Here is a 21,406-nt window from a genome sequence, read left to right as displayed (position 1 = left end):
TCATTCTCGTCGTGCATTTTGTGCCTATCAGCAGTGGCTTCCCTACCGGAACCCAAGGATATGATACCGTCTGCTGATCCGCGGCATGGGCCGCAATGTCCCGTTTTCTTAAATTTTGGGACTGAACAATGACCTCGATCAACTATAACGTTGCAGCAAACACTGCTCTCCGTACCCTGCAGCAGACCAACAGCGCCCTCGAGACGTCGCAGAACCGCGTCGCCACTGGCCTGAAGATCGGCGAAGCCAAGGACAACGCTGCCTACTGGTCGATCTCGACCACCCTGAAGTCCGACAACAAGTCGCTTTCGACCATCAAGGACGCCCTTAACCTCGGCGGCGCCACCGTCGACGTCGCCTACCAGGGCCTCAACAAGACCCTCGAAGTCGTCAACGAAATCAAGTCGAAGCTGACCGCTGCTACCCAGGACGGCGTCGACCGCGTTGCCATCCAGTCGGAAATCACTGAGCTGCAGAACCAGCTGAAGTCGATTGCGACCTCGTCGAGCTTCTCCGGCGAGAACTGGCTGTCGGTCAACTCCGGTGTGTCTGGCTACACCGCGCAGAAGACCGTCGTGTCCTCGATCAGCCGCGACCTCGCCGGCAACTTCTCCATCGGCACCATCGACATTGACACCAAGTCGTTCGCGCTGATCGACGGCTCGGCCAACGCCGAGGGCATCCTTGACGCTGGCAAGGTCGGCAACTCGCTCGTCGGCGGCCTAGCCTCCATGGCGACGAAGGTTTCCGGCACTGCCACGAACGGCACGTCGACCCAGGCCGCGGCGTTTGCCTACACCGCGGGCACGGGCGCCGGTTTCGACAAAACGGCTGAAACACTGGCGCTGGCGATCACCGTCGACAGCTCGAACTTCGCGTTCACGATCACGGACTCCAACAAGTTTGACACGATCGGCGAACTCGCCAACGAGATCAATCAGCGTCTCGGCTCTGCCGGCACGGCGAGCGATGTCGGCGGTGTCCTGACGATCAAGAGCGCCACGACCGGTGCAACTTCGATCGTCAACGTTACGGCTGCGACCTTCACCGGCACCGGCGCGACGACTGCTTCGACCCTGACCGGCGTCGCAACGAACACCGGCGTCGTTGGCACTGCGACTGCCGCGACCACGACCATGGCGGGCACTTTCGGCACGACGCCGATCGTACTCGACAACAACGACTCGATCACTTTCCAGCTCGAGCTGAACGGTGCCGCGTCCAAGACCATCACGATCGATCGCGACACCATCACGACCGCTCTCGGCACCGCCTCCGCCGGCCGCATCACGACCGCTTCGCAGTACGCTTCGGTTCTGAATTCGGCCATTCAGGGCGCAGGCTTCACCACGCTGACGGCTGACGTCGCCGGTAGCAACATCCGTCTCACCAGCACTGTTCTGGGTGCGAATTCGGATATCCGCATCAGCTCGGTGACCCCGAACAAGGGCACCAGCATCCTGAACCTCGATGTCACCAACGCTAGCAAAGTCGATCTCGCCAAGTACTTGAACGTCGTTAGCAACGCCGCCTCGGCCGTTACCACGGCCGCATCGACCCTCGGTGCCGTCTCGGCGCGCGTCGAGCTGCAGAATACCTTCGTTGACACCCTTATCGACACCATCGACAAGGGCGTTTCCGGTCTCATCGACGCCGACCTGTCGGAAGAGTCGACGAAGCTGCAGGCTTTGCAGACCAAGCAGCAGCTGGGCATCCAGGCGCTGTCAATCGCGAACTCCTCGACCCAGAACATTCTGGCGCTCTTCCGCAGCTAATAAAAACGGAAGGCACTAAATCTGAGCCCCGGCTACGCGAGTAGCCGGGGCTTTTGTTTGTATGGCTGTGCCCAGCCTAAGTTAGTTCAGAATCGTACGCAGCCTGAAGTAGCATGGACGGATCACAGAGCTTCTGAGCAGATGCTACCTATGATCGCAAAACTTACAACATGCATCCTCATCTTTTCGGCGGCGCTGTCTGGCAGCGCCGTTGCTGTTTCTGCAATCGAGGGTCGCGCCACGATCGTCGATGGCGACACGGTAGCCGTTGAGGGTACAAAGCAGCGCATCCGGCTGTACGGCGTCGACACGCCTGAGGGCCAGCAGACATGCGACGACGCCGCCGGCAATCGCTACTTGTGCGGCTCCCGCGCGGCGGACTTCCTTTCGAACCTCATCGGCAGAAACGGTCGGCTGGCCTGCACTGAGATTGATGGCGACCGTTATGGCCGCATCGTCGCCGAGTGCCGCCATGGCGACGTCGTCGTCAATGCCGAGCTGGTGCGCTCTGGATGGGCTGTCGAGTACAAGGCCTATAGCGACGGTCGGTATAGCGACGAAGAGCGCGAGGCGCGCGCCGCCAAGGTCGGGTTGTGGCAGGGGACGTTCGTCGAGCCCGCCAAGTGGCGCAAGGGCGAACGCTTGGCAACCGAGGCGAAGATGCCGGCCGGCCCCGGCAACTGTCAGATCAAGGGCAACATCAGCGGCAACGGCCGGATTTACCATCTCCCTGGCTCACGCGCTTACCCAAAAACAAAGATCGATCAATCCGCCGGAGAGCGGTGGTTTTGCAGTGAGGTCGAGGCTGTCGCGGCAGGGTGGCGGGCTGTCCGCGGATAATGGGAGGACCAAGATGTTGAGGATACTGATGGTAGCGGCGGCCAGTCTGGCGGCCTTACCGGCAGCGGCCGACGTGCGCGCTGTGGGAAATGCGCAGTCCGGACGCGAGCGGCTTGAGGGTTTGACGCGGATGGCTGCGGCGCGGAGCTGCAAGGCGATGGACACCTGCGAAGACGCGGTGCGGCTGTGGTGCAGCGGCTATAGCCGGGCGGACGCGGACAAGGATGGCATCCCGTGCGAGAACGTCTGCAGCAGCAAGGCTCAGGTCGACGATATTAAAGCGCAGATCGGCTGCTAGCTAAAACCCAGCTTGGTGCTAAGCTGCTTGCGGAACAAAAGAACTCCGCAACCGTCGTCATTAATGGGGGTCAGCTCCGGAGATGACTGGCGATCTATCATTAAGCCGTTGTAAGCCGGTCGACGCGTAACGTGTCTTGCAATCGGAGCGGTGATTGTACACTTTCTGCCTATCCCCACTATCGCCGGTGTGGGCTACAAACTGGCACAGACGGAGGGAATTTCAGATGACACTTCTCAACACGCCGGTCCGCCGTGAAGGCGATGGCGGCTAAGAATGACGCCAGACCCCTCGGCTGCTGACGTAGCAGCTCAGGTGGCGGCAAGTGGCTCAGGTCAACCGACCTGGGCCATTTTACTGTCCGCCGCCGTGATAATTTCAGCCGCTGCGATTGGAGCTTTCTGGCAGCGCCGAATTTCTCGTCAAACCCTGACATTTAACACCATCGTGAGCCAGTTATGGGACTCGGATTACATCGAGGCTCGTCAAGAATTCATAAGCCTTCGCGACTCCAAGAACGCGACCGAACTGCGCGACCTGGCAGACAAGGCTAATGCCAAAACGAAAGAGGCAGGAACCGTAAGGTCAATTCTCAATAACTATGAGATAATTTCGCTCGGAATTTCGGTCGGCGTACTTGATGAGACGATTTATCGCCGCTATTTCGAGTCGACATTCGTTAGAGACTACGAGGCGATCAAGCCGTTCATAGACGGTGTCAAAGCTGTAAATCCTAACGGCTACAAAGAGTACGGTGCAATTTACGAGCGGTGGCGGAAATAGCAGCTTCCGCTTATCTAAATATCATCCCCAGGCGACCTCTCCCCTATCAGCGCTTCAATCGGCAACTCAACAAAAGGCGTATTCACGCCCGCCATGAAGTAGTGGTTGCCCTTGTGGGCGACGGCGCCGTCGATGTTCTTCAGGATGGTCCGCAGGTTCGTCCCGGCCCATTCCGTCCCCTTGAAGACACGGCTCTTGAGTGCCTCGGCCGACGTCGAGACGTAGACCACCGTTTCTCCGGTTCGCTCCTGCACCTTGATCCCAAGACGAACGAGCGCGGCGATGGCTGACTTGCGAGCCTTGTTATCGACGTAGGTGTCGTGGCCGTAATCGTCGACCATCAGCACCCTCTGCGGATGGGTGCTGAGTTCGAGTAGCTCGCCGACCGTCCGCTCCCATGTGCCGCCCTCTGGGGTCATGTTCTTCACCAGATGGCCGGAGAGGTGCTGCACGAACCGGTCCTGATCCTTGACCGCGTTCTTGGCGCTGTGGTCGGCCCAATCGTTTGCCGATATCCACTTGAGCGCCTCTGCAAGGGTAGCCTTGCGCTCGCTGTTCAGTAGGTATGCGCCGGCCAGCAAAGGCCCGAGCTGGTCGCCAAGCCGCTGCACGCCGAGGTGCATCGCTGCTGCCTCGGTGAAGATGGCGACGTTGTGCCGAAGCGTCGGCAGGTGGTGGATGGTCCGAGCGAGCATGCGGCGCGCGAAGTTCACGTCGATCGTCGTCATCATCCGAGAGACCAAGGTTGCATAGTGCTCCTTGTTCGCGCGCTCCTGTTCCGGGGTGTCGGCGTCGGGTTTGGCAAGGGTGAGCTGGGTATAGCGGGTCTCGTCGGCATAGCCCTCGATCTGTGTGTTGATCGACGCGAACACGAACATGGACCGCGCTCGATAGCCCTTCGTGCCTTGGCTGGACGTGCCCTTCATGATGACGCCATCGGACTCGGACGCGGCAACGCGAGCAAGGTCGAGAATGGCCCGGATGCGCGCCTGACTGTGCATGTCACGCGGTTCGGCCTCGTCGAAGATGACGGGCAGCGCATCCATGCCGAGCGCGCCGCGGATACCAGCTTCGGTCGTGTTGCCGACGATGCTGATGGCCGACGTTCCGAGGCCGCGCTTGACGATCTTGTCCATTACCGTCGACTTGCCGGCACCGGCAGGTCCGTTGATCCAGATGTGAGGTCGCCAGGTGAGGAAGCCGCACACCGGCGCCATGACGCAGAAGCCCGCAAGGAGGTATCCGGACAGCGGCGCCGACCAGCGCAGCGACTTGCAGATGGACAGGAACTCGCGGGCGACCTCCTGCGTCGCTGGGCGGTCCATGTCGACATCGAGCGGCTCGCCGGCATCGTAGACGTGGCGGCTATGGTGGTGCGAGATCCGGCGCGGCTCGTTGTTGATGACGAGCTGGTCGCCGGCATGAAACACGGCGTCCTCGCCTTCGAACCACGCGCCGCGGCCTCGAATGCGGTTGTGCGACACGAACTTGCCGCGACTCTTGCATGACCGGATGCATGCGTTGACGGCGGCTTTCCAGTCGACGCCGCCCTCTTTGCCCTTGCCTGGAAACTCGATCTCCCACCACAACAACGGCGCGAGGATCATCATGTTCTCGGCCTTATGCGATGAGGCCGATAGCTCGATGACCTCGGACACGTCGGACGGCTGATAGTAGCAAGTGGTCTTGCCGATGCCGAGGCAACGGAAGTGTGGGTCGCCGAAGTTCGCTAGCGGGTGCGGGGTATCATCCTCGCCGCCAGCAGGCCCATAGTCGCGGTCGTCGGGATTGTAATCGTCTGGCTCGGCTTGCGGCGGCTCGTCAGACGATGCCGCACGTTTTGCCTTCTCCGCTTCGAAGCTGACGAAGTTCGGCGCGGCTGCAGCAGCCAGCGCCGCGCGGACGGGCTCGAGCCCGGCCAGGCGGAACAGGTCATCGAAGTCGGAGAAGTCGCGCGGCGCCGCGCCACCTGCCTCGATGCTGGCGTCGTCGAAGTGAGGCACGGCGACGAGCACGCCGATTTCCTTTGCCGCCTCGCGCGCCATGGTGAGGCCAGGATTGTCGACGGGCGTCTTCGTGAAGCGGTCGTTGTCGGCGGCGATGATGATCTCAGCGGCGGGGTACTTCGCGCGGATGGCTATGGCCACGGCTTTGAGGTTGCCCGAGTCGAAGGCGACGATGACGAGGGCGCCAGTGGCGCTGTGGATCCGCGCGCCGGTGGCGTAACCCTCGGCAATGATGACCCGGCCGCCGGCCTCAGGCGCTTTGCCGATGCTGTGATAGTTGCCGGCCTTCGGCGTGCCCTTCAGGAACAGCTTCTTACCGGCGTCGTCGATCGTCTGCACGCCTACGATGGCGCCGGTCGGCGAGTACATCGGGACAATGAGTGTCCCGGCGCGGGCCGTGCGGTTCGGCTTGTCCGGGTCGTGGACGGTATAGCGGACGGCTTCCTTCAATTGCCGAAGGCCGGGGAACACCGGCAGCGCCTTGCGGGCGAGGTATGGATGCTCGGGATTGGCCTTGGTCGATGCCGCCAGGAGCTCAGCGGCTGCCGCGGCTGCCATCTCGTTGCCGATGCGCATGTCCTCGGCGCGGGCGGCCCTCTCCCGCTCGACGCGCTCACGAAAGATGGACTTCTCGGCCGCCGTCATCGCGGTCGGGCGTTTCGCCGACCATGTATCCTCGACACCCAGCTTGAAGTCGCCGAAGTGGCCGGACGCCGGGTGGTCGAGGTGCAGGACGTAATAGATGTCCTTCTTGCCCTTCCGCTTTGGGTCGAGCGAATTTGCGCGGTGAAGCACGCCGTCTGTGATGGGGTGACCGCCAGAAGGGTCCATGCGGATGCCGATGGACCGCATCGCATCCATGAATTCGGCGACAATGTCCCCGTCGCTTTTCGTCATCGACATGCACGTCCTCGGAATATCATTGCTGCGTCGATCGCCTCGACGGCTTCCTTTTCCGACCGCACGACGGCACCGCAGCCGCCGCCGGCCTCGACATGCCGGACGAAGTTTAACTGGTCGGCCGATGCGCGCCCGGTGCCGTCCTTCACCTCGACGGCGACGAACATGGCGACCTTCGTCCCGACCATCTCCGGCGTGACCTCGACGGTGAGGAAGCCGATGATGTCGGACGAGCCGGTCGTAAGACCTGCCTTGAGTGGCCGGGCGTCCATGACGATACGCTCGCCGCCTCGGGCGCGGTAGACTTCGCCGGCGGTGAGGCCGAACGATTTGCCGGCCCATCCCTGCCCGGTGTTGTTGCGGAACACCGACGCCCCGGCGCGTGAGAGCGCCATCAGGCAGCGGTTCATGAGGGCAGTGCCGCTCATTCTGCGGCGTTCGCCGGGCGCGGGTCCGCCTGGCGGCCGACGACCTCCGAATAGTGCCGAAACACCGCCGCCGTATCGGTCGGCCCGTACATCCTCACCAGCGCCGCCGCGAGATAGTCCAGCAGCCCGAATGCCGCGCTGTCGGCGCGCTCCTGTGCGGTCGCAAGCACATGCCGGCCGGCCTCACGCCCGGCGTCGCGCGCGAGCTTCATCGTCAGCGCCGTGCCGGCGTCCAGTTCACCTGTGGAGACGTGGTCGAAATAGCTTCGGGTCATGCGTAGCGCCTTTGCGTGGTTTCGGTTCGGGCATCCCAGACCTTTTGAGCCCAGGCAGCGGGGTTCTTCCGGCCGCGAAGCGTGCCGATGCGGATGAGGTCTTCGAGCGACTGCGCGTTTTCGTTCTCGCGCTTTTCCTCTCGACCCTTGAGGACGTGCTCGGCCCACTTGGTCGGGTTGGCGATGCCGCGCGCCCTGCCCTGTTGGACAAGGTCCGCCAGCGAGCGGGCTCGTCCTTGGTCTTGGCGGACAGCGGTGCGGGCGGCGGCGATCTCGACTTCGGCCAGCTCGCCGGCGAGTTCCTTCACGGTGCGGCCGAGGGCCGGGTAATCGTGGCCGCAGTTCGGGCAGACTGGCGCCGGTGGATGGACGCGGTAGCAGGTCGGGCACTGGCGAGCCGGCGACGATGGCTCATCGGAACTGCCTCCGCGGCTCCGCTTCTCTCGTCCGCTGAGTGTCCAGTTCCGCTCCTGGCACGGGAGGCCATGGCCTCGACCGCCTTCCTCTTTCGCGCGGCTGTTGCCGGCATGGTCGAGGATGATGGCTTCGCTCTTGCCTGGCGCGACGCGGAGCGCGCGGCCAACCTGCTGGATGAAGAGCGCAAGCGAGTCGGTCGGCCTCAGCAGGATAGCCACCTCGATCGCCGGAAGGTCGAAGCCTTCCGAAACCAGATCCACCGACGACAGGACTTCGATGCGCCCCGCGGTGAAGTCGGCGATGAGCTTGTCGCGGTCCGGGCTATCGCCGTCGATGTGGGCGGCCTTGTAGCCGGCCGCCTGAAACTGCTCGACCACCGCGAGGCTGTGCTTGATGGAGACACAGAACACCATCGCCCGCTTGCCGTGCGCCAGCTTGCGGTAGTGCTCGACCGCGTTGCCGGTGACAGCAGTGGTGCCGACGCGCTCTTCCAGCTCCTTCCTGTTCAAGTCGCCGCCGATGCGCTTGACGCCAGTCAGGTCGGGCGAGGATGGCGCAAACAGCCGGTAAGGCGAGAGGAAGCCATTCTCGATGAGCCAGGCGGTCGTCGGCCCTTTCACCATCGCATTGAACCACCTTCCGAGCCCCGTGCCGTCGAGGCGCTCCGGGGTGGCGGACAGGCCAACGACGAAGCTGCCTTGCGCCTTGTAGGCGTCAATGACCTCAGCCCAGGTCTTCGCGCCGGCGTGGTGCGCCTCGTCGACAACATAGAGGTCCGGCGCCTTGTATTGATCGAACCGGCTGTTGAGGGTCGGAATGCCGGCGATCTGGACCGGCTGCCGGCGATCCCCGGTGATGCCGGCGGCGATGATGCCGTAGGGAATGCCGACCTTGTCGAAGGTCTTCGCCGTCTGCAGGATGAGTTCCTTGCGATGGCAGGCGAAGGTGACGGTCTTGCCGCGCTTCGCTGCGCTGCCGGCCATGAAGCTGGCGACGATCGTTTTGCCGCCGCCGGTGGGAAGCTGAACAAGGACGGACCGGTGCTCGGCGAGCGCCTTGCGAGCGTCACCAATCAGCGCTTTCTGATGATCGTATAGCTGAACCGTCATGGCTATGCCGCGTCCGATTGCGTTTTGTCATTGCCGCGAGCACGCGCCTTCCGGGCAGTCGCCGCCTTGCCTCGCTCCTGCGGGGTTAGCGCATCGTCCGCGAAGGCGCCGAGCACGCGGGCGTATGGCGTCGGCTCGGCCTCGACCCCGCCAAAAAGCGGCAGGCCTTCGGCGGCGGCAGGCTTCGTCCGTGCCCGCTTCTTTTCGTCGGGCCCGGCGAGGACGAGGCCCATGCGGATCGCGATTGCGGCCTGGTACTCTTCCTCGCGCTCGACGAGGACGGCGTTGCAGCCTTCCCAATAGGCAGCCTCGGCGGTCGTGCCGGTGCCGGCGAACGGGTCGAGGATGGTGCCGCCCTTCCGGCATGTCAGCCGCGCGAGCCAGCGCATGAGGTCGACAGGCTTGATCGTCGGGTGGTTGAGGCCGTGGCGGTCATCGCCATCAGCCTTCGCCGAGTAGAAAAACCGCGCTGCTGAGATGTCGTCGACTGTGGGGAAGCACGCGGCAACCTCCGCCGAGCCGTCATGCAAGATGTTCGCAGGGTAGCGGCCGACATAGTTCGCTTGGGTCAGCGGCAGCCCGCGACGGGCTTCCTTTACTGCGGGGTCGCCGAGGCGGTTGTTGCTGGCCGCCTTGAGCGAACTGTAGGAAGCCGTGCGCTGTTCGGCGCCTATGCGGCAGCCGCCGACGTTGAGAGCGCCCGTTCCCCACTTGAGGCAGTTCTCGGCCACGGTCCCTTCGACAGGCTTGCGCGCAAGGCAGATGGGCTCCCATGCAGGCTTGAGGGCGGTTTGCCAGCCTTCCCATTCTACGGCCTCTGGCGTCGATGCGAGGGTCGCCTCGTACTCCCCCGCCATACGGTAGTTGCGGCCCTTGCTCTGGCTCGGATCGTCTTTCCCCGCCGGGGCTCTAGTGATGATGCCGACAGGCTCGCGCTCAGCCCCCGCCTTGCGATCAATCGCCTTGCTGACGTTGTGCGATTTCGGAAATCCTGTTGCGTATGCCCAGGCAAGCTGGTCGCGAATGTCGAAGCCCGCGTCCTCGATCGCCACCGCCATCCGGTGATAGGTCCGCGTGCCAGAGAACGCGACGAGATGTCCGCCAGGCTTGAGGACGCGCAGGCATTCACGCCAGAATTCGGCGGAGAATGCGCGCTCCCCTGTGTCCCAGGTGCGTCCCATGAAGCCGCGGGATGCCCGCGCGAAAGCGCCATCCGTCCCGAACTGCGCGGGAGCCGCACCGTCTGAACCGAACCGCTCAGTGATTGACGTCAGCGCATACGGCGGGTCCGTATTGATGGCGTCGATGCTGTTGTCCGACAGCAAACGCAGCACGTCGAGGCAGTCGCCGGCATGCAGCGCAACGCGCCCGCCGAGAAACAATCGCGGCTCACCCATAGGATCCACTCCTTATTTGCAAAACGTCAACGTGTGGGGTGAAGCGATGCCGGGTCGAGGGCGACGCCCATGCTCTCAGCAAGGTTCAAGACCGCCGGAATGTAGCGCGGCGGGATCGTACCGCAGAGCCCATCAGGTCGGCGTTCAGCGTTGCCCCAACCGGTCACAGTAGAGCGGTTGACGCCAAGCAAACGGGCAAGCTTCGCCCGACAGCCGTTCGCCAACAATCGAACCGTCATATCAAGTGGTGTTTCGGTAATCATGTTATTGGATGCTGCCTAATAGGGACTAGTGACAATTCGCCAATTTTTGGCTAGTATGATCGCAACTTGCAAACGAGGGAAAGACGTAAATGAGCGACGACGCACAAACCGGGCCCAAGATCGACAGCCAGTGGTTTCGTGATCAGCTTGCCGACCGGAAGCTGACGCAGCGTGCCGCGGCGAAGCTGTTGAACACGGATCCGTCGAGCCTCTCGCTTCTTCTGGACGGTCACCGGCGCATGCGGGTTGAACAAGCCAACGAATTTGCCCGCGTGTTCAACCTGCCCATCAGCGAAATCGCTCGCCGGGCCGGCGTGGAGACCACCGGAGGCACGTACGGTCGCCTGAAAGTCATCGGCTACCTCGACGGCACGGGACGCGCCGTCATCCACGACGGCGCGCCGGGAACAACCGTGCAGTTTCCGTGGGACCTGCCCGAGAAGGCTATGGGCTTGCAGTTCCGCACTGCGCAGTCCGCGGCCGATGTTTGGGACGGCTTCATTGCGGCTTTCGGAAAAGCTGAGCCTGGCGGCGCCGGCGGGCTCGACCGGACAGGCCTCATCCACTTGCGTTCCGGCGAGGTGATTTACGGCAAGGCCCGTCGCGGCTACGCGCCGAACCTTTACACCGTCATCCCGCTCAACGGTGAGCTGATCCACGACGCGGACATCGAGTCCTTCCAACCGCTTATTGGCCTTCGCCCCATCTGACCGCATAAAATCGTTTCCTTAACCAACCGTGATTGACACATGCCACTTCCGTTGACATATTGCAAACGCAAATGACAAAAAGCAACGGAGGTTTTGAGGATGGGTCGAAGAGATTTCGATATGACGGTGACGGTGCCGACGCTGCTCGGCGATGTCACCGCGGCCATGGACGGAAGGCTGCCGCCGCCCGGCCACGAAAGCCCGAACGATCCCGATAATGACGGCGAGGTGCATGTGCGCCGTGCGTCCGTCACGTTGGACGGCGTTTCGCATGACCTTGACGTTGACGAAATGTCAACGATCGCAGTCCGCTACGGCGGCGGTTGGGTCGCCCTCGACGACGTGCTTCGGGCGCGGGCTGTTGAGGAGGCTCGGGCGTGAGGATCGTGGCAGGGAAATGCTACGTTGACACGATCGGCGCGAAGGTTGGGCCGATGAAGTCGCCTGCCGTCAATGTCTACATCGAATTCGACATCGACGGCCGAAGCTGGGACGCAACCGGAAAGGGCTTCGGTAAGGCCACTGGCTTCGACCTCGTTTCCGAGTGGTCCAGTTCGCCGGATCAAGTTGCATGAGCCGCCGCATCATCTACTCCGGCTCTTCGTGGTTCTGGCCTCGCAAGGAAGCCTCCTGGCACAAGCTTCGCACTCCCGACGTCACTGCGACGGCGGCAGCGGCCCTCTACGGCGTCTCGCCCTACATGACGCCGTTCGACCTCTATCATCGGCTCGCCGGCAACGTGGAGGTGGTCTTCACCGAGAATGACCGAATGCTTTGGGGAAAGCGTTTGCAGAATGCAATCGCACAGGGCATTTGCGAGGACAACGGGTGGCGCATCGTTGATGCTCATCCGTTCCTCTACGCCCGCTCGGTGAAGTTCCCGCATATGGGTGCCTCGCCTGACTACGTGATCGAGGACATCGCCAAGCCGGAACTCGGCTACGGCCTGCTTGAGATCAAGAACGTCGACAAGTTCATCGCCAAAGATGACTGGTCGGAGGACGAGGCCCCCGCACACATCGAGTTCCAGCTTCAGCATCAGCTTGAGGCCTGCGACCTCAATTGGGGTGCCATCGGCGGCCTCATCGGCGGCAACGACACCCTCGTCTACCGGCGGGAACGCGACCGGGTCGTCGGTGCTGATATCGGGCTGCGCATCGGCGAACTGTTCGATCGCATTGCCCGGCAGGATCCGCCGCCGGCAGACTACCTCGCCGATTACGAAACCATCCGGACGCTCTACCGCAACGCTACCATTGGCAAGCAACTCGACCTCGATACGGCCGAGCCGGACGTCGCCACGCACCTGCTGGCGCTGATCAAAGCCGACCACGCCGCCGGCCTCGTCTTCAAGGCCGCCGAAGAAGACAAGAAGCGCGCTCGGGCCGAACTCATCGAGAACATCGGCGACCACGAACGCGTCATCGCGACCGGCTGGAAGGTCTCGGCCGGCACTACCCATCGCGCCGAGGCCGTCATCACCCAACGGGCGTCGTCCTTCCGCAACGTCCGCATTACCAAAGCCAAGGAATCCACATGAGCGACACGTCCTCGAACGCCCTTGCGGTGCAGTCTCAGCAGCCGGACCGGGCACTCTCGGTCTTCTCATCCACCTCGTCTTTTGAACAGGCGCAGCGCATCGCGAAAGCGCTTGTATCCTCGGACCTTGTTCCCTCGAATTACCGCGGGGTCGACAACATCGGCAACGCTCTCATAGCGATGGACACCGCCGGACGCATGGGCCTGTCGCCCCTCGTCGTGATGCAGAACCTTCACATCATCGAGGGCCGGCCGTCGTGGGCATCGTCGTTCATCATCGGCGCCCTGAATAGCTGCGGCCTTTTTGCTCCGATCCGCTTCCGCATCGAAAAGCTCGGCAAGCGGTCCGTCTCGTTCGATAAATGGGAAGGCCCGAAGGGGAACCGAACGAAGGTGACGGCAAAAACGGATGTCGAGGACATGACATGCGTCGCCTGGACCGCCGAAAAGGGCACCGGCGAAATCCTTGAAGGCCCGCCCGTCTCCATCGCCATGGCGGTTGCCGAAGGCTGGTACACGAAGCCCGGCTCCAAATGGGTCACCATGCCGGATCTGATGATCCGCTATCGTGCCGCGGCGTTCTTCGGCCGGCTGTACGCGCCGCACATCCTGAACGGCATGCCGATGGAAGACGAGGTGCTCGACATCTCCGACTTCCATGACATCACGCCGCGCCAGGCGGCGCCCGTCGCTGATCCCGTCGTGGTCGAGCCGAAGCCGGAAGGCCGCGCAAGTGGCGTGCATGCCGCCATGGCGCGGGGCAAGCCGGCAGAAGAACCGAAGGCGGACAAGCCACCAAAGAAGAAGCCCGAGCCGGCCGCCGCCGCTGCCGCCGAGCCCGAGCCGGACGCCGAGGTCGAGGATGCCGAAGTCGTTGAAGACGACGGCAATGATGTAGACGCCAACGACGACCATGTCCCCTTCGGCGACGCCGAAGACGACGACTATAGCCCGGCCTGACGATGTCGGACCGTTTCCTCATCACGGAGGAGGCTGCCGCGTATTTGCGCGTCACCTCCTCCACCGTCGCCCGCTGGCGCTCTCAAGGCATCGGCCCCGCCTACATCAAAATGCAGGGTCGGGTTCTCTACTCGCAAGAGTCGCTCGAGGCTCACCTTAGGGGGCAGGTCCGCACGGGCACTCGCGACAAGGTGTCCAATGCCCGATAGCGTCGAGCTATCCGTCCGGCTGCTGAACGTCGGCGAGCGTGTCGCCCGCGTCCAGAATGTCGACACCGGCAAGGTGGCGACCGTGTCCCTTGCACATGCGGAGGTCACAGCGACAGGCGGCTATCACCGTCTAAGTCTGCCTCGCCGCATGGCCGTCGAGTCTGGTCTCGTCTGATGGTGCGGGATCTCGAAGCCTTCAAGGTGTGGCTCGGCCGTCGCGGCGCCGAAGTCCTTGCCCCGACGAATCCATACGAGGTGCTCCGGGTCCGAACGTCGTCCGGTGTTCACGTCGTGCACAAGAACCGCCGAGGCAAACAGACTTGGCCGGCGCCGCTGTCGGAGATTGTAGACCTCTACCTCGACGGCGGATCGCCGAGGCTGTCGCCAACCTCCAAAACGCGCCGGTCATCACGGCTCAAGCAGCGGTATCCTGTGATCGTCGCGCGTGATGGCTGCGGGTGTTTCTTCTGCGGGGCTGACGTGGTCGCCCCTGATCAGTCGTCGCATCCCGACTTTGCGCCGAGTGTGGAGCACCTCGTCAGCATCTCGCATGGCGGGCCGAACCACATCTCTAACGCCTACCTGGCGCACGCCCGCTGCAACAACATCGCCGGCGACATATCCGCCGTCGAGAAAATCCGTCTTCGGGAGAAAATGCGGGGTTGGCAATGAGCGCCACCCTTGCCCCGAAAGAGGTGAACCTGCGCCGGCAGGTTGAGGCTATGGCGGCCATCGACGCCGAGCGGCGCGCGCGTGGCGTCTCGATGGTCCAGATGGTGAAGGAAGCCCGGCTGTCCTTCAATTCCTATCGGGGTTGGCTGACGCAGGACCGTGACCCGTCGCTTTCGAAGCTGGTCAGACTGGCGACGGCGTTTGGCTTTGAAGTCTTCATGCGTCGGGCCGATTTCGAAACGGACATGCGGGACGTGCCGGCGGCGATCAACATTATCGCCGACGCTCGGAAGTCTCGCCAGTGGTCGCTGTCCGACATGGAAGAGCGGTCGGGCATATCGCTGCCTTCGTTCTATGGCTGGCGGAAATGCCAGCGCGACCCGGCCCTTTCCAACTTCGTCGCCCTTGCCGAGACCTTCGGTTTCGAGGTCGTCATGCGGCGTCCGCGTTGACATATTGCAACCTTAAAGGATCATAAAATGCCAGAATGTAAAGATAAACTGACGCCGCTGCTGGAAATCGCGTTGGAGCGCAATCGCCAAGTCCACGGTGAGGGACACAGCATTGCGGACGACGACTTCCACATGGCCGGGGAACTTGCGCTGGCCGCATCCGCTTACGCGCACCGCGCGTCGATCGACGACCCCGCCGCGAGAAAGCGCCTCGGCGTTCCCATGGCTTGGCCGTGGTTGTCGCACTGGTGGAAGCCAACCGACCCGCGGCGTGATCTGGTGAAGGCCGGCGCTCTCATCGTTGCGGAAATTGAGCGTCTCGACCGGATTGCCGCCAGGAAGATAAGGAAATGAGCCCTAGATCTGACTGCGGGTGGCAAACGCCGATTTGACCGCGACCGCATCAAGGCGATGCATGCGGCCGGCATTGGCCCGTCGGCGATTGCCCGCGAGCTCGGCTGCTCACGCATGTAGGTCTATCGTATGTTAGAGAATAGCTGACTTCGTCATCAACGCGGCTCGACCTTAATTCTGTGTAAACCAACTGTCGCAGTCGGCAGCGGCGCTATTTGCATTCGACAGCGAGAATGGGCGGATACCGGATTTTTGGATTAGGCTCGACAGATGGCGGCAATGCGCCCTTCCCGGCCGATCAAAGATTTCCGAGCGCCGCCAATAAGCAGAGCGGCAGATCGCACGTCGGCAACTGCTTCCTAACGAGAGTAAGTACGATGCTGCAGCGGACCTCCAACAGCGCGAAATCACTCGCCTTACCGAGAGGCCGCTAAAACTAATTTTTATCGAAGCTCGACAGATCAGCGCCACCTCGCAACGGATTAAGAACGTTTTTACGCATGTCTCAAGCCTCAGGCAGGCTCGATTGTCGAGGGTTGAAAACCGCGCCTAAGGGTACTCCAGTGTCAGCGCTGAAGCAGGTACAAAGGGCCGGAGACACTAGGTCAATTGGTGTCGCCGGTTCGCCTTAGGCGCTTCAACTTGTCCGTTGCAATCCGGTTGTCGATACTAGACCGTTGGTTATTCCAGCTCGCGGCGGACAGCGTACAGAACGCGCTTCTGATGGTCGGCGAAATTCATCAGTTCGATAAGCGCGTCGGCTTCCTCGATCTCCAAGTGGTCGAGCGCAATATCGCGAACAAACGCCGGATGCCCGGTAAACAGGTCGATGATCGACCACGTTGTCCCATCACCAGTTTCCGCCAGGCTGTACCGATCGTAGGTCATTTTGCACCTCATTCCTCGAAGCGTAGAACAAGCCTGAGACCGGTTCAGACCGTGATTTAGATTCCGAGCTAGGAGCTTTGCGCGGCTTCTAGGACTTCTGCCACCATACTGGGGGTTCAAGAAGCCAGGACCCGGTAGGGAGAATTGTTTTGGTTCATCCGCACTTTCCTGATCACAGGCAACAAGTAGCCAAATTGCTCGGATATCTCCTTATCGTCCGCCCCGATCTCGATCATCGCTTCGATAATGCCAAGGTCAGTTTCAGAGACTGCAGGGGGTACCTTCAGGGCGAAGCTCAACTTAGTCATGAAAGCGGACACGCGTTCTCCCTCGCATTTCGCGACCATGCAGGGTCCAACGCAGTGAGCTCATTAAAGTTAGGCTGAAAACTGGGATGTGCGTTTTATGCTTAAGATTTGGTTGCGGAACATTCAAATCGGGCCGGCCGCGCCGAGCACGATGATGACCCGCGGATTGACAAAGATCGCTACAGGGCCGCTTTCCGCTGTATCTCATATTCACGGTAATAGATCAGATCTGCCTCGTCCGAATCTTGGCACAGGATTTCCCGCGGCCGAGCGGCGCCCTCGTAAACTTTGATGAGAATCCGTCCATCGGCCAGCTCCTCCTTCGCCACTGAATGGTTTGCTGGGCTTAATGCCATGTCGTTCCTCGGTCTGGGTCGCTTAGCTACAATCGAGACTATCAGACCGTTCGAAGATGAATGGCGTCAGCTTTCTCGAGTGAACGCCGTGGAGAAGTCGGGTTAACTGTCCCTATCTAAAGGACTACCGACAGCTACGTCTGCACCCTCAGCATGGATGCAACCTTCTTGACTGTCTCTGCCATGATTGCGATCGGGTCTATCTGAGCGCTGATCGCCGTCGCGCAGAGCGGGCAGGATAGTACGACGGTTTTCCAGACGGTAGAGCCGACACCTGAACTGCCGTCGACGGTCTCCAAATTTAGACGAGTAAGCAGCTTTTCGCACTTCGGGCATTTCGACGTCATGTAGCACCATCTCAATTGCAGGTAGAGCAGACAAGCATTCGCTGCCGCTGATGGGAAGCCTCACCGGTGTCGTCATTTTCGATAGGGCGCCTGAACTTACCGAGGAAGCCCCTTTGCTTCCGGCGTCCGCTGACTGCAAATGCTATCCGCTTAGTTAGCCGAGCGCTTGAGGCCGTACGGTCAGAGCAACTCGTTTTGGTAAGAAAGTCAAAACATACCCTAAAGACAGCAATCTTCTAGTTTGCCAGTTCTCCACTATGGTCGGGAGTAGGCCTGTGGCGATCGGCGAAAGGGCGGTACGCTCCGACGCTCGCCGTAGGCCGGCTCCCGAAGCTGTTTTCTGATTCACAGACAGTACCGCGGTAACGGTCAGGCGCCTGCCTTTTAACTGCATCATCCTCAATGAGCTTGTCGGCGTTGGCCTAGCCGAGCGAGACGACGCGAGCTTTCGACCGCTGCCATGGCATTCGCGGTCGCTCTTGCAGGCTGCGGCGGGAAGTCGTCGAGCGCCAAAACGATAAGATCAATAGTCGCTTCGCTAGGGCGCCGGAGGATCCGCATATAGCCGTCCGCGTCGTCGTTGGCGTAGCTCGGTCCATTCAACAGCGGCACACACGAAAACAGATGGTCATCGCCCATAGGGGTATGCAGCATGACGTGAAACGTGAGCGCCGGCAGACGGGCTGAGAGGTGCGCCAACAGTTCGTCCACGGTCTGTTGATTCCATTCCTCGCGCCTCGGCGGGGAGATGAGGAACGTCGTGGCTTCGGCGCCGGCGCCGGGCATTACGGTCTCGGACAGAGGAACTCCCTTCAAGATGTTCCTACTCTGTTCTCTTTCTGATTGTCGGTCAATCGAGGTTGATCGCATCATGAAGCGAGTGGCAACCGCTCCCGCGTCTTGTCCGGCAACTGGATATAGGCACGCATGAAATTGACCGCGTAGAACGGTGGCTCGACTGCATCCTCGCGCTCGCCCCGGACCCATCGGTTGACGGTGGTTGGCGCCGTGCCAAGGAGGTCAGCAAGGCGCTTCTGCGACGTTCGGGTCGCCTTCATCAGCAAGGTAAGTTCACGGCGGGCGTCGGACACGGCAATCCCCTCATAGCCAGCCTATGCGTAGCGCATATCCGCTCCGAGGGAATTGCCACATTCCTAGCGTCAGAAGGCTGCAATCATTTTCGCGACTTCATCGATCGGCGTGCCCCGTAGAACCGCCATGTCGACGAGGACGAAGCGCCAAGCCTCGCGATCCGTCTCATTGTCGGGACGCCGGGTTTTAGCCTCGGCCGCGATCGCTTCGATCGACTCGAACGCGTTTCGCTGCGCCGTCTCAAGTAGCCACTCACTTTCCGGGTCAACGTTCTCGTTGAGCGCCGTGCGCGACGTGTCGAAGGCGTCGCGCTGCCGCTTGTAGATCCCGGCCAGCGCGGTCATTGGCATCGACGAAAGCGCCGCCTTCCCCTGGCGGTCATACGCAACGGCTGAGCGACCGTTCTCAACTGCCTCGGCAAGGATCATCTGCAGTTGGAAAACCGCCATGGTGGCCGCGAGCGGCTCGAACCCCGGAGGGCGGCGGATGGTGGCGACGCTGAGGATTGTGCCAAGGTCGGTGAGGAACTTCTCGTCGACTAAAACGCCAGCGCTGGCAGGCTGTGGCATCACCGCCGTGGTCTGAGCGCCCTGCCCGGCGCGCCATGCCATGAAGACATCGATGACCTGCTTGCGAACCTCTGCGGCTTGTGGCGTCCGGCTAAACATGCAGATGAGCAGCGACTGCGGTTCGTTGAGCCAGTACCCAACACTCGGACGCCCGCGAGCCGGTTTCGAATTTGCTTCAGTCTGAAGCAAAATCCCATGTGCTTGTAGTTCAGGACGATTCCGCTCGATGGCCAAGCGCACGTTCCGGGGGCGATCGTAGCCCAAACGCTCTGCGAGCGTGAGGTCGAGAACCCGGGGTTCGTCTTTGACAAGATGGAGGTCGGATAGCGCAAGCGATGTCATGATGGTCATCCTACGTTGGGGTTGACCTGACCGAGCACTCTCAAATGGGCGGTCAGGCTACAGCGGGTTGAGAGACCGCGACGTAGGGCACGGCAGGCCGAAGCCTCCCACTGCGCCTGACCATAAAGCCGGCTGTCTGCCGGGCACGAAAAAAACGCGCTCGGGCAAAATCCGGCGCGTCGATGGCGCCTACGTTCGGTGCGGCTCTCAACCCGCATCGGAATTCTTTTTATTCCGACGCGCTGAGAATGCGATCAAACTTGGCTCTAGTCAACTGAGCGATTTCTACCAGCCAAACCCTCAGTTTGCAATATGCAAACGCTAATGCCCGTCTGTCTACTTGGCTGATGATTAACAGACTGTTAGCCTGTTCTTGCGTGGGTTGCACGACGGGTAAACGCCTAAAAATTTTCAATCGGAGTACATAAACTCCGCTCGATCACTAAGTTGTGAAGTCGCCTTTAGGTCAAGCGTTGCTTACCAGTTCTGGGTGAGTAACCTTGCCGCCGCCGGTCATGATGCTCCGGACACTGGCGGACGTAGCTTCAGCCGCCTGCTGAGCGGCGCCAGTTAGCAAGAACGCGTAACGCTTCGTTGTGCTCGCCTCCATATGCCCGAGAAGCTCGCCGACCTGCGAGAGACTTATACCGCTCGACAGTCCAGCGCTTGCGAAGAACCGCCGCAGGTCGTGCCGTACGAGCCGTTCCTTGATGCCGGCAGCCTTCATAAGGCGCGCCCAAGGCTTAGAGACGTTGACTAGGTGTTGCCCTCGGCGATGGCCAATGATGATGAAGGGGTTGTCGTGTAGGACCGGAATTCTGGCAAGAACCTCGCGTGCATGCGACGAGAGCTGGACGATCTTCTCGCCGGTCTTTGAGTCAGGAAGATGGAGCCCGTCGTCATGGACCCACTCCCATTTGGCGGCTTTGATCTCGCTTAGGCGAGCGCCGGTGAAGCACAGCAATTCAACGAGTCCGACGAAATGCGGGGAGTCGTTCCGCATGTTGTCGAGTTCCTTAAGCAGTCGGATGGCTTCGTCAGCGTGGGGCTTCCGGGTCCGCTTTTTCTCTTTGTAACGTTGGACAGTGACAGGGTTACTGTTCCTCGGCCGCATGCCCCACATCTCGGCCAGTTCGAAGGCCTTATGCAACATCGCCATGGTCCGGTTGGCTGCGTAAGGCGTCGCCCGAAGCGAGTGATGCAGCCGGGCGATGTCTGCGTCGGTTACGTCGGCAACCGCCGTGTCGGGCTTGAGGCACGGCAGTACGACGTTATCCCACTTTGCCTCCTGCTCTTTGCGATACACCGGCTTGTTTTTCTCTGCGGCATGCTCGGCGATGTGACGCTCCCTCAGCACCTGAAGGGTCGCTCTGGCGGCAAGCGCCGCCCGCTCATTGGCAGGATCCTCGCCTCGGCTCACGCGCTCTAGGACATTCCGCGCTCGTTCTCGAGCCGCGGTCAGCGTCAGGAGCTGTTCGTCGGCGAGTTTTTGGTTGCGTTGGATTCCGGCCTTCGTCCGGTAGGAGAGATACCAAACGCTCTTCGTGGCGAGATGACGAAGGCGAAGGCCGGGGGTCTTCGAATCATTCCAAGCGGTGCCGGGCACACCGCGGGTTGGACGATCCTTCGTAGATGTTGCCATTTTGTCCCCTGTGCAATGCTGACGTTTGCCATGCGTTGTCATCATATATCGACCATCGTTCGCGCGGCGTCCACAGGCGGCCAATGTCGCTCGTGTTACCAAATGGCTACCAAGCCGCTTCAATGGGGCATGGCGGCGGAACGTTAAGTCTTTGATTTTGTTGGTGCCGGCTGCAGGGCTCGAACCCGCGACCCCCTGATTACAAATCAGGTGCTCTACCAACTGAGCTAAGCCGGCAACTCGATCGGCGGGCAGAGCCTACGACCGCGTTCGCCGAGTTGGGGCGGCAAACGGACCTCGTTCGGGCGGCGGACAGTTCGCGCCGGTCGGTGGTCGGGTTTTGAATACTGCGGGTGGGGTGCCGCTGTCGAGTGCCTTGGCGTCGGGACGGGCGGTTTATTGAAGGCAGCGGCCGCCGCAGTCATTCCTCTACCCGTCCGGCAGCCCACCCTCGCTGACGGTGCCCGTGTCGCCC

The 21,406-nt window shown here is 61.6% G+C and carries 26 protein-coding genes and 1 tRNA gene; 15 read left to right on the top strand and 12 right to left on the bottom strand.

Going from position 1 to position 21,406, the window contains the following annotated elements; genetic code table 11:
• Window positions 1–128 precede the first annotated feature (128 nt).
• The 4 genes from ACZLZQ_RS15975 to ACZLZQ_RS15960 all read left to right on the top strand — a co-directional run bounded on the left by ACZLZQ_RS15975 (window position 129) and on the right by ACZLZQ_RS15960 (window position 3,696).
• Entirely contained in the window at window positions 129–1,775 is a 1,647-nt protein-coding gene (locus ACZLZQ_RS15975) for a flagellin N-terminal helical domain-containing protein (RefSeq protein ID WP_472950216.1), read from the top strand.
• Window positions 1,776–1,925: 150 nt separating this feature from the next.
• A complete protein-coding gene (locus ACZLZQ_RS15970; protein WP_472950215.1) occupies window positions 1,926–2,615 on the top strand; it encodes a thermonuclease family protein in 690 nt (229 codons plus the stop codon).
• Between the two features lie 13 nt (window positions 2,616–2,628).
• Window positions 2,629–2,913 (top strand): excalibur calcium-binding domain-containing protein, encoded by a 285-nt coding sequence (locus ACZLZQ_RS15965; protein ID WP_472950214.1) that lies wholly within the window; start codon window positions 2,629–2,631, stop codon window positions 2,911–2,913.
• 276 nt (window positions 2,914–3,189) lie between these two features.
• Window positions 3,190–3,696 (top strand): DUF4760 domain-containing protein, encoded by a 507-nt coding sequence (locus ACZLZQ_RS15960; RefSeq protein WP_472950213.1) that lies wholly within the window; start codon window positions 3,190–3,192, stop codon window positions 3,694–3,696.
• 14 nt (window positions 3,697–3,710) lie between these two features.
• Here ACZLZQ_RS15960 and ACZLZQ_RS15955 read toward each other — a convergent pair whose 3' ends face one another.
• From ACZLZQ_RS15955 to ACZLZQ_RS15935, 5 genes are all read right to left on the bottom strand, one after another.
• Window positions 3,711–6,041, bottom strand: a complete 2,331-nt coding sequence (locus ACZLZQ_RS15955) for a toprim domain-containing protein (protein ID WP_472950212.1) — start codon at window positions 6,039–6,041, stop codon at window positions 3,711–3,713.
• Window positions 6,042–6,595: 554 nt separating this feature from the next.
• Window positions 6,596–7,030 (bottom strand): hypothetical protein, encoded by a 435-nt coding sequence (locus tag ACZLZQ_RS15950; protein ID WP_472950211.1) that lies wholly within the window; start codon window positions 7,028–7,030, stop codon window positions 6,596–6,598.
• On the bottom strand, window positions 7,027–7,305 hold the full coding sequence (locus ACZLZQ_RS15945) for a hypothetical protein (protein WP_472950210.1): 279 nt from the start codon (window positions 7,303–7,305) through the stop codon (window positions 7,027–7,029). The genes ACZLZQ_RS15950 and ACZLZQ_RS15945 overlap by 4 nt, the downstream gene beginning before the upstream one ends.
• On the bottom strand, window positions 7,302–8,831 hold the full coding sequence (locus ACZLZQ_RS15940) for a DEAD/DEAH box helicase (protein WP_472950209.1): 1,530 nt from the start codon (window positions 8,829–8,831) through the stop codon (window positions 7,302–7,304). Before ACZLZQ_RS15940 ends, ACZLZQ_RS15945 begins: the two co-directional genes overlap by 4 nt.
• A 2-nt stretch (window positions 8,832–8,833) precedes the next feature.
• Window positions 8,834–10,228 carry a DNA-methyltransferase gene (locus ACZLZQ_RS15935; protein ID WP_472950208.1) on the bottom strand — a complete coding sequence of 465 codons (1,395 nt, stop codon included), beginning with the start codon at window positions 10,226–10,228 and terminating at the stop codon, window positions 8,834–8,836.
• Between the two features lie 352 nt (window positions 10,229–10,580).
• On the opposite strand from ACZLZQ_RS15935, the gene ACZLZQ_RS15930 reads away from it, so the two are divergent.
• The 11 genes from ACZLZQ_RS15930 to ACZLZQ_RS15880 all read left to right on the top strand — a co-directional run bounded on the left by ACZLZQ_RS15930 (window position 10,581) and on the right by ACZLZQ_RS15880 (window position 15,507).
• Complete coding sequence (locus ACZLZQ_RS15930; protein WP_472950207.1) at window positions 10,581–11,201, top strand: helix-turn-helix transcriptional regulator; 621 nt, start codon at window positions 10,581–10,583, stop codon at window positions 11,199–11,201.
• A gap of 120 nt (window positions 11,202–11,321) precedes the next feature.
• Window positions 11,322–11,582: a hypothetical protein gene (locus ACZLZQ_RS15925; RefSeq protein WP_472934187.1), complete on the top strand. Its 261-nt coding sequence runs from the start codon at window positions 11,322–11,324 to the stop codon at window positions 11,580–11,582.
• A complete protein-coding gene (locus ACZLZQ_RS15920) occupies window positions 11,579–11,776 on the top strand; it encodes a hypothetical protein (protein WP_472950206.1) in 198 nt (65 codons plus the stop codon). The genes ACZLZQ_RS15925 and ACZLZQ_RS15920 overlap by 4 nt, the downstream gene beginning before the upstream one ends.
• The gene (locus ACZLZQ_RS15915; RefSeq protein WP_472950205.1) at window positions 11,773–12,741 is read left to right on the top strand and encodes a YqaJ viral recombinase family nuclease; all 969 of its coding nucleotides are present in this window, start codon (window positions 11,773–11,775) and stop codon (window positions 12,739–12,741) included. The genes ACZLZQ_RS15920 and ACZLZQ_RS15915 overlap by 4 nt, the downstream gene beginning before the upstream one ends.
• Entirely contained in the window at window positions 12,738–13,700 is a 963-nt protein-coding gene (locus tag ACZLZQ_RS15910) for a recombinase family protein (RefSeq protein ID WP_472950204.1), read from the top strand. Before ACZLZQ_RS15915 ends, ACZLZQ_RS15910 begins: the two co-directional genes overlap by 4 nt.
• A gap of 2 nt (window positions 13,701–13,702) precedes the next feature.
• On the top strand, window positions 13,703–13,909 hold the full coding sequence (locus ACZLZQ_RS15905; RefSeq protein WP_472950203.1) for a helix-turn-helix transcriptional regulator: 207 nt from the start codon (window positions 13,703–13,705) through the stop codon (window positions 13,907–13,909).
• Complete coding sequence (locus ACZLZQ_RS15900; RefSeq protein ID WP_472950202.1) at window positions 13,899–14,084, top strand: hypothetical protein; 186 nt, start codon at window positions 13,899–13,901, stop codon at window positions 14,082–14,084. Before ACZLZQ_RS15905 ends, ACZLZQ_RS15900 begins: the two co-directional genes overlap by 11 nt.
• Complete coding sequence (locus ACZLZQ_RS15895) at window positions 14,084–14,581, top strand: HNH endonuclease (protein ID WP_472950201.1); 498 nt, start codon at window positions 14,084–14,086, stop codon at window positions 14,579–14,581. The genes ACZLZQ_RS15900 and ACZLZQ_RS15895 overlap by 1 nt, the downstream gene beginning before the upstream one ends.
• Window positions 14,578–15,033: a hypothetical protein gene (locus ACZLZQ_RS15890; protein ID WP_472950200.1), complete on the top strand. Its 456-nt coding sequence runs from the start codon at window positions 14,578–14,580 to the stop codon at window positions 15,031–15,033. The genes ACZLZQ_RS15895 and ACZLZQ_RS15890 overlap by 4 nt, the downstream gene beginning before the upstream one ends.
• Window positions 15,034–15,060: 27 nt before the next feature.
• Window positions 15,061–15,387 carry a hypothetical protein gene (locus tag ACZLZQ_RS15885; RefSeq protein WP_472950199.1) on the top strand — a complete coding sequence of 109 codons (327 nt, stop codon included), beginning with the start codon at window positions 15,061–15,063 and terminating at the stop codon, window positions 15,385–15,387.
• Between the two features lie 9 nt (window positions 15,388–15,396).
• Complete coding sequence (locus ACZLZQ_RS15880; RefSeq protein ID WP_472950406.1) at window positions 15,397–15,507, top strand: helix-turn-helix domain-containing protein; 111 nt, start codon at window positions 15,397–15,399, stop codon at window positions 15,505–15,507.
• 561 nt (window positions 15,508–16,068) lie between these two features.
• Here the strand turns inward: ACZLZQ_RS15880 and ACZLZQ_RS15875 are convergent.
• The 7 genes from ACZLZQ_RS15875 to ACZLZQ_RS15845 form a co-directional block, all read right to left on the bottom strand.
• Window positions 16,069–16,275, bottom strand: a complete 207-nt coding sequence (locus ACZLZQ_RS15875) for a hypothetical protein (RefSeq protein WP_472950198.1) — start codon at window positions 16,273–16,275, stop codon at window positions 16,069–16,071.
• Window positions 16,276–16,391: 116 nt separating this feature from the next.
• Complete coding sequence (locus ACZLZQ_RS15870) at window positions 16,392–16,595, bottom strand: hypothetical protein (RefSeq protein ID WP_472950197.1); 204 nt, start codon at window positions 16,593–16,595, stop codon at window positions 16,392–16,394.
• Window positions 16,596–17,685: 1,090 nt separating this feature from the next.
• Window positions 17,686–18,072, bottom strand: coding sequence for a hypothetical protein (locus ACZLZQ_RS15865; protein WP_472950196.1), 387 nt, complete (start codon window positions 18,070–18,072; stop codon window positions 17,686–17,688).
• A gap of 83 nt (window positions 18,073–18,155) precedes the next feature.
• A complete protein-coding gene (locus tag ACZLZQ_RS15860; protein ID WP_472950195.1) occupies window positions 18,156–18,377 on the bottom strand; it encodes a helix-turn-helix domain-containing protein in 222 nt (73 codons plus the stop codon).
• Window positions 18,378–18,446: 69 nt separating this feature from the next.
• Complete coding sequence (locus tag ACZLZQ_RS15855) at window positions 18,447–19,289, bottom strand: hypothetical protein (protein WP_472950194.1); 843 nt, start codon at window positions 19,287–19,289, stop codon at window positions 18,447–18,449.
• Between the two features lie 466 nt (window positions 19,290–19,755).
• Window positions 19,756–20,931, bottom strand: coding sequence for a site-specific integrase (locus tag ACZLZQ_RS15850; RefSeq protein ID WP_472950193.1), 1,176 nt, complete (start codon window positions 20,929–20,931; stop codon window positions 19,756–19,758).
• A 161-nt stretch (window positions 20,932–21,092) separates the two neighbouring features.
• Window positions 21,093–21,168 (bottom strand) — tRNA-Thr (locus ACZLZQ_RS15845).
• Window positions 21,169–21,406 lie beyond the last annotated feature (238 nt).

Source organism: Mesocryomonas lacus (genome assembly GCF_055730105.2).
The sequence above is the reverse complement of the archived record's forward strand: the minus strand, read 5'-3'. Positions and strand labels throughout refer to the sequence as shown.

Excerpts from the sequence above, each read along its gene's own strand:
- ACZLZQ_RS15975 (WP_472950216.1), top strand. The coding sequence starts at position 129 with ATGACCTCGATCAACTATAACGTTGCAGCAAACACTGCTCTCCGTACC.
- ACZLZQ_RS15970 (WP_472950215.1), top strand. The coding sequence starts at position 1,926 with ATGATCGCAAAACTTACAACATGCATCCTCATCTTTTCGGCGGCGCTG.
- ACZLZQ_RS15965 (WP_472950214.1), top strand. The coding sequence starts at position 2,629 with ATGTTGAGGATACTGATGGTAGCGGCGGCCAGTCTGGCGGCCTTACCG.
- ACZLZQ_RS15960 (WP_472950213.1), top strand. The coding sequence starts at position 3,190 with ATGACGCCAGACCCCTCGGCTGCTGACGTAGCAGCTCAGGTGGCGGCA.
- ACZLZQ_RS15950 (WP_472950211.1), bottom strand. The coding sequence starts at position 7,030 with ATGAGCGGCACTGCCCTCATGAACCGCTGCCTGATGGCGCTCTCACGC.
- ACZLZQ_RS15945 (WP_472950210.1), bottom strand. The coding sequence starts at position 7,305 with ATGACCCGAAGCTATTTCGACCACGTCTCCACAGGTGAACTGGACGCC.
- ACZLZQ_RS15940 (WP_472950209.1), bottom strand. The coding sequence starts at position 8,831 with ATGACGGTTCAGCTATACGATCATCAGAAAGCGCTGATTGGTGACGCT.
- ACZLZQ_RS15935 (WP_472950208.1), bottom strand. The coding sequence starts at position 10,228 with ATGGGTGAGCCGCGATTGTTTCTCGGCGGGCGCGTTGCGCTGCATGCC.
- ACZLZQ_RS15930 (WP_472950207.1), top strand. The coding sequence starts at position 10,581 with ATGAGCGACGACGCACAAACCGGGCCCAAGATCGACAGCCAGTGGTTT.
- ACZLZQ_RS15925 (WP_472934187.1), top strand. The coding sequence starts at position 11,322 with ATGACGGTGACGGTGCCGACGCTGCTCGGCGATGTCACCGCGGCCATG.
- ACZLZQ_RS15915 (WP_472950205.1), top strand. The coding sequence starts at position 11,773 with ATGAGCCGCCGCATCATCTACTCCGGCTCTTCGTGGTTCTGGCCTCGC.
- ACZLZQ_RS15910 (WP_472950204.1), top strand. The coding sequence starts at position 12,738 with ATGAGCGACACGTCCTCGAACGCCCTTGCGGTGCAGTCTCAGCAGCCG.
- ACZLZQ_RS15905 (WP_472950203.1), top strand. The coding sequence starts at position 13,703 with ATGTCGGACCGTTTCCTCATCACGGAGGAGGCTGCCGCGTATTTGCGC.
- ACZLZQ_RS15900 (WP_472950202.1), top strand. The coding sequence starts at position 13,899 with ATGCCCGATAGCGTCGAGCTATCCGTCCGGCTGCTGAACGTCGGCGAG.
- ACZLZQ_RS15895 (WP_472950201.1), top strand. The coding sequence starts at position 14,084 with ATGGTGCGGGATCTCGAAGCCTTCAAGGTGTGGCTCGGCCGTCGCGGC.
- ACZLZQ_RS15890 (WP_472950200.1), top strand. The coding sequence starts at position 14,578 with ATGAGCGCCACCCTTGCCCCGAAAGAGGTGAACCTGCGCCGGCAGGTT.
- ACZLZQ_RS15885 (WP_472950199.1), top strand. The coding sequence starts at position 15,061 with ATGCCAGAATGTAAAGATAAACTGACGCCGCTGCTGGAAATCGCGTTG.
- ACZLZQ_RS15875 (WP_472950198.1), bottom strand. The coding sequence starts at position 16,275 with ATGACCTACGATCGGTACAGCCTGGCGGAAACTGGTGATGGGACAACG.
- ACZLZQ_RS15865 (WP_472950196.1), bottom strand. The coding sequence starts at position 18,072 with ATGCCCGGCGCCGGCGCCGAAGCCACGACGTTCCTCATCTCCCCGCCG.
- ACZLZQ_RS15855 (WP_472950194.1), bottom strand. The coding sequence starts at position 19,289 with ATGACATCGCTTGCGCTATCCGACCTCCATCTTGTCAAAGACGAACCC.
- ACZLZQ_RS15850 (WP_472950193.1), bottom strand. The coding sequence starts at position 20,931 with ATGGCAACATCTACGAAGGATCGTCCAACCCGCGGTGTGCCCGGCACC.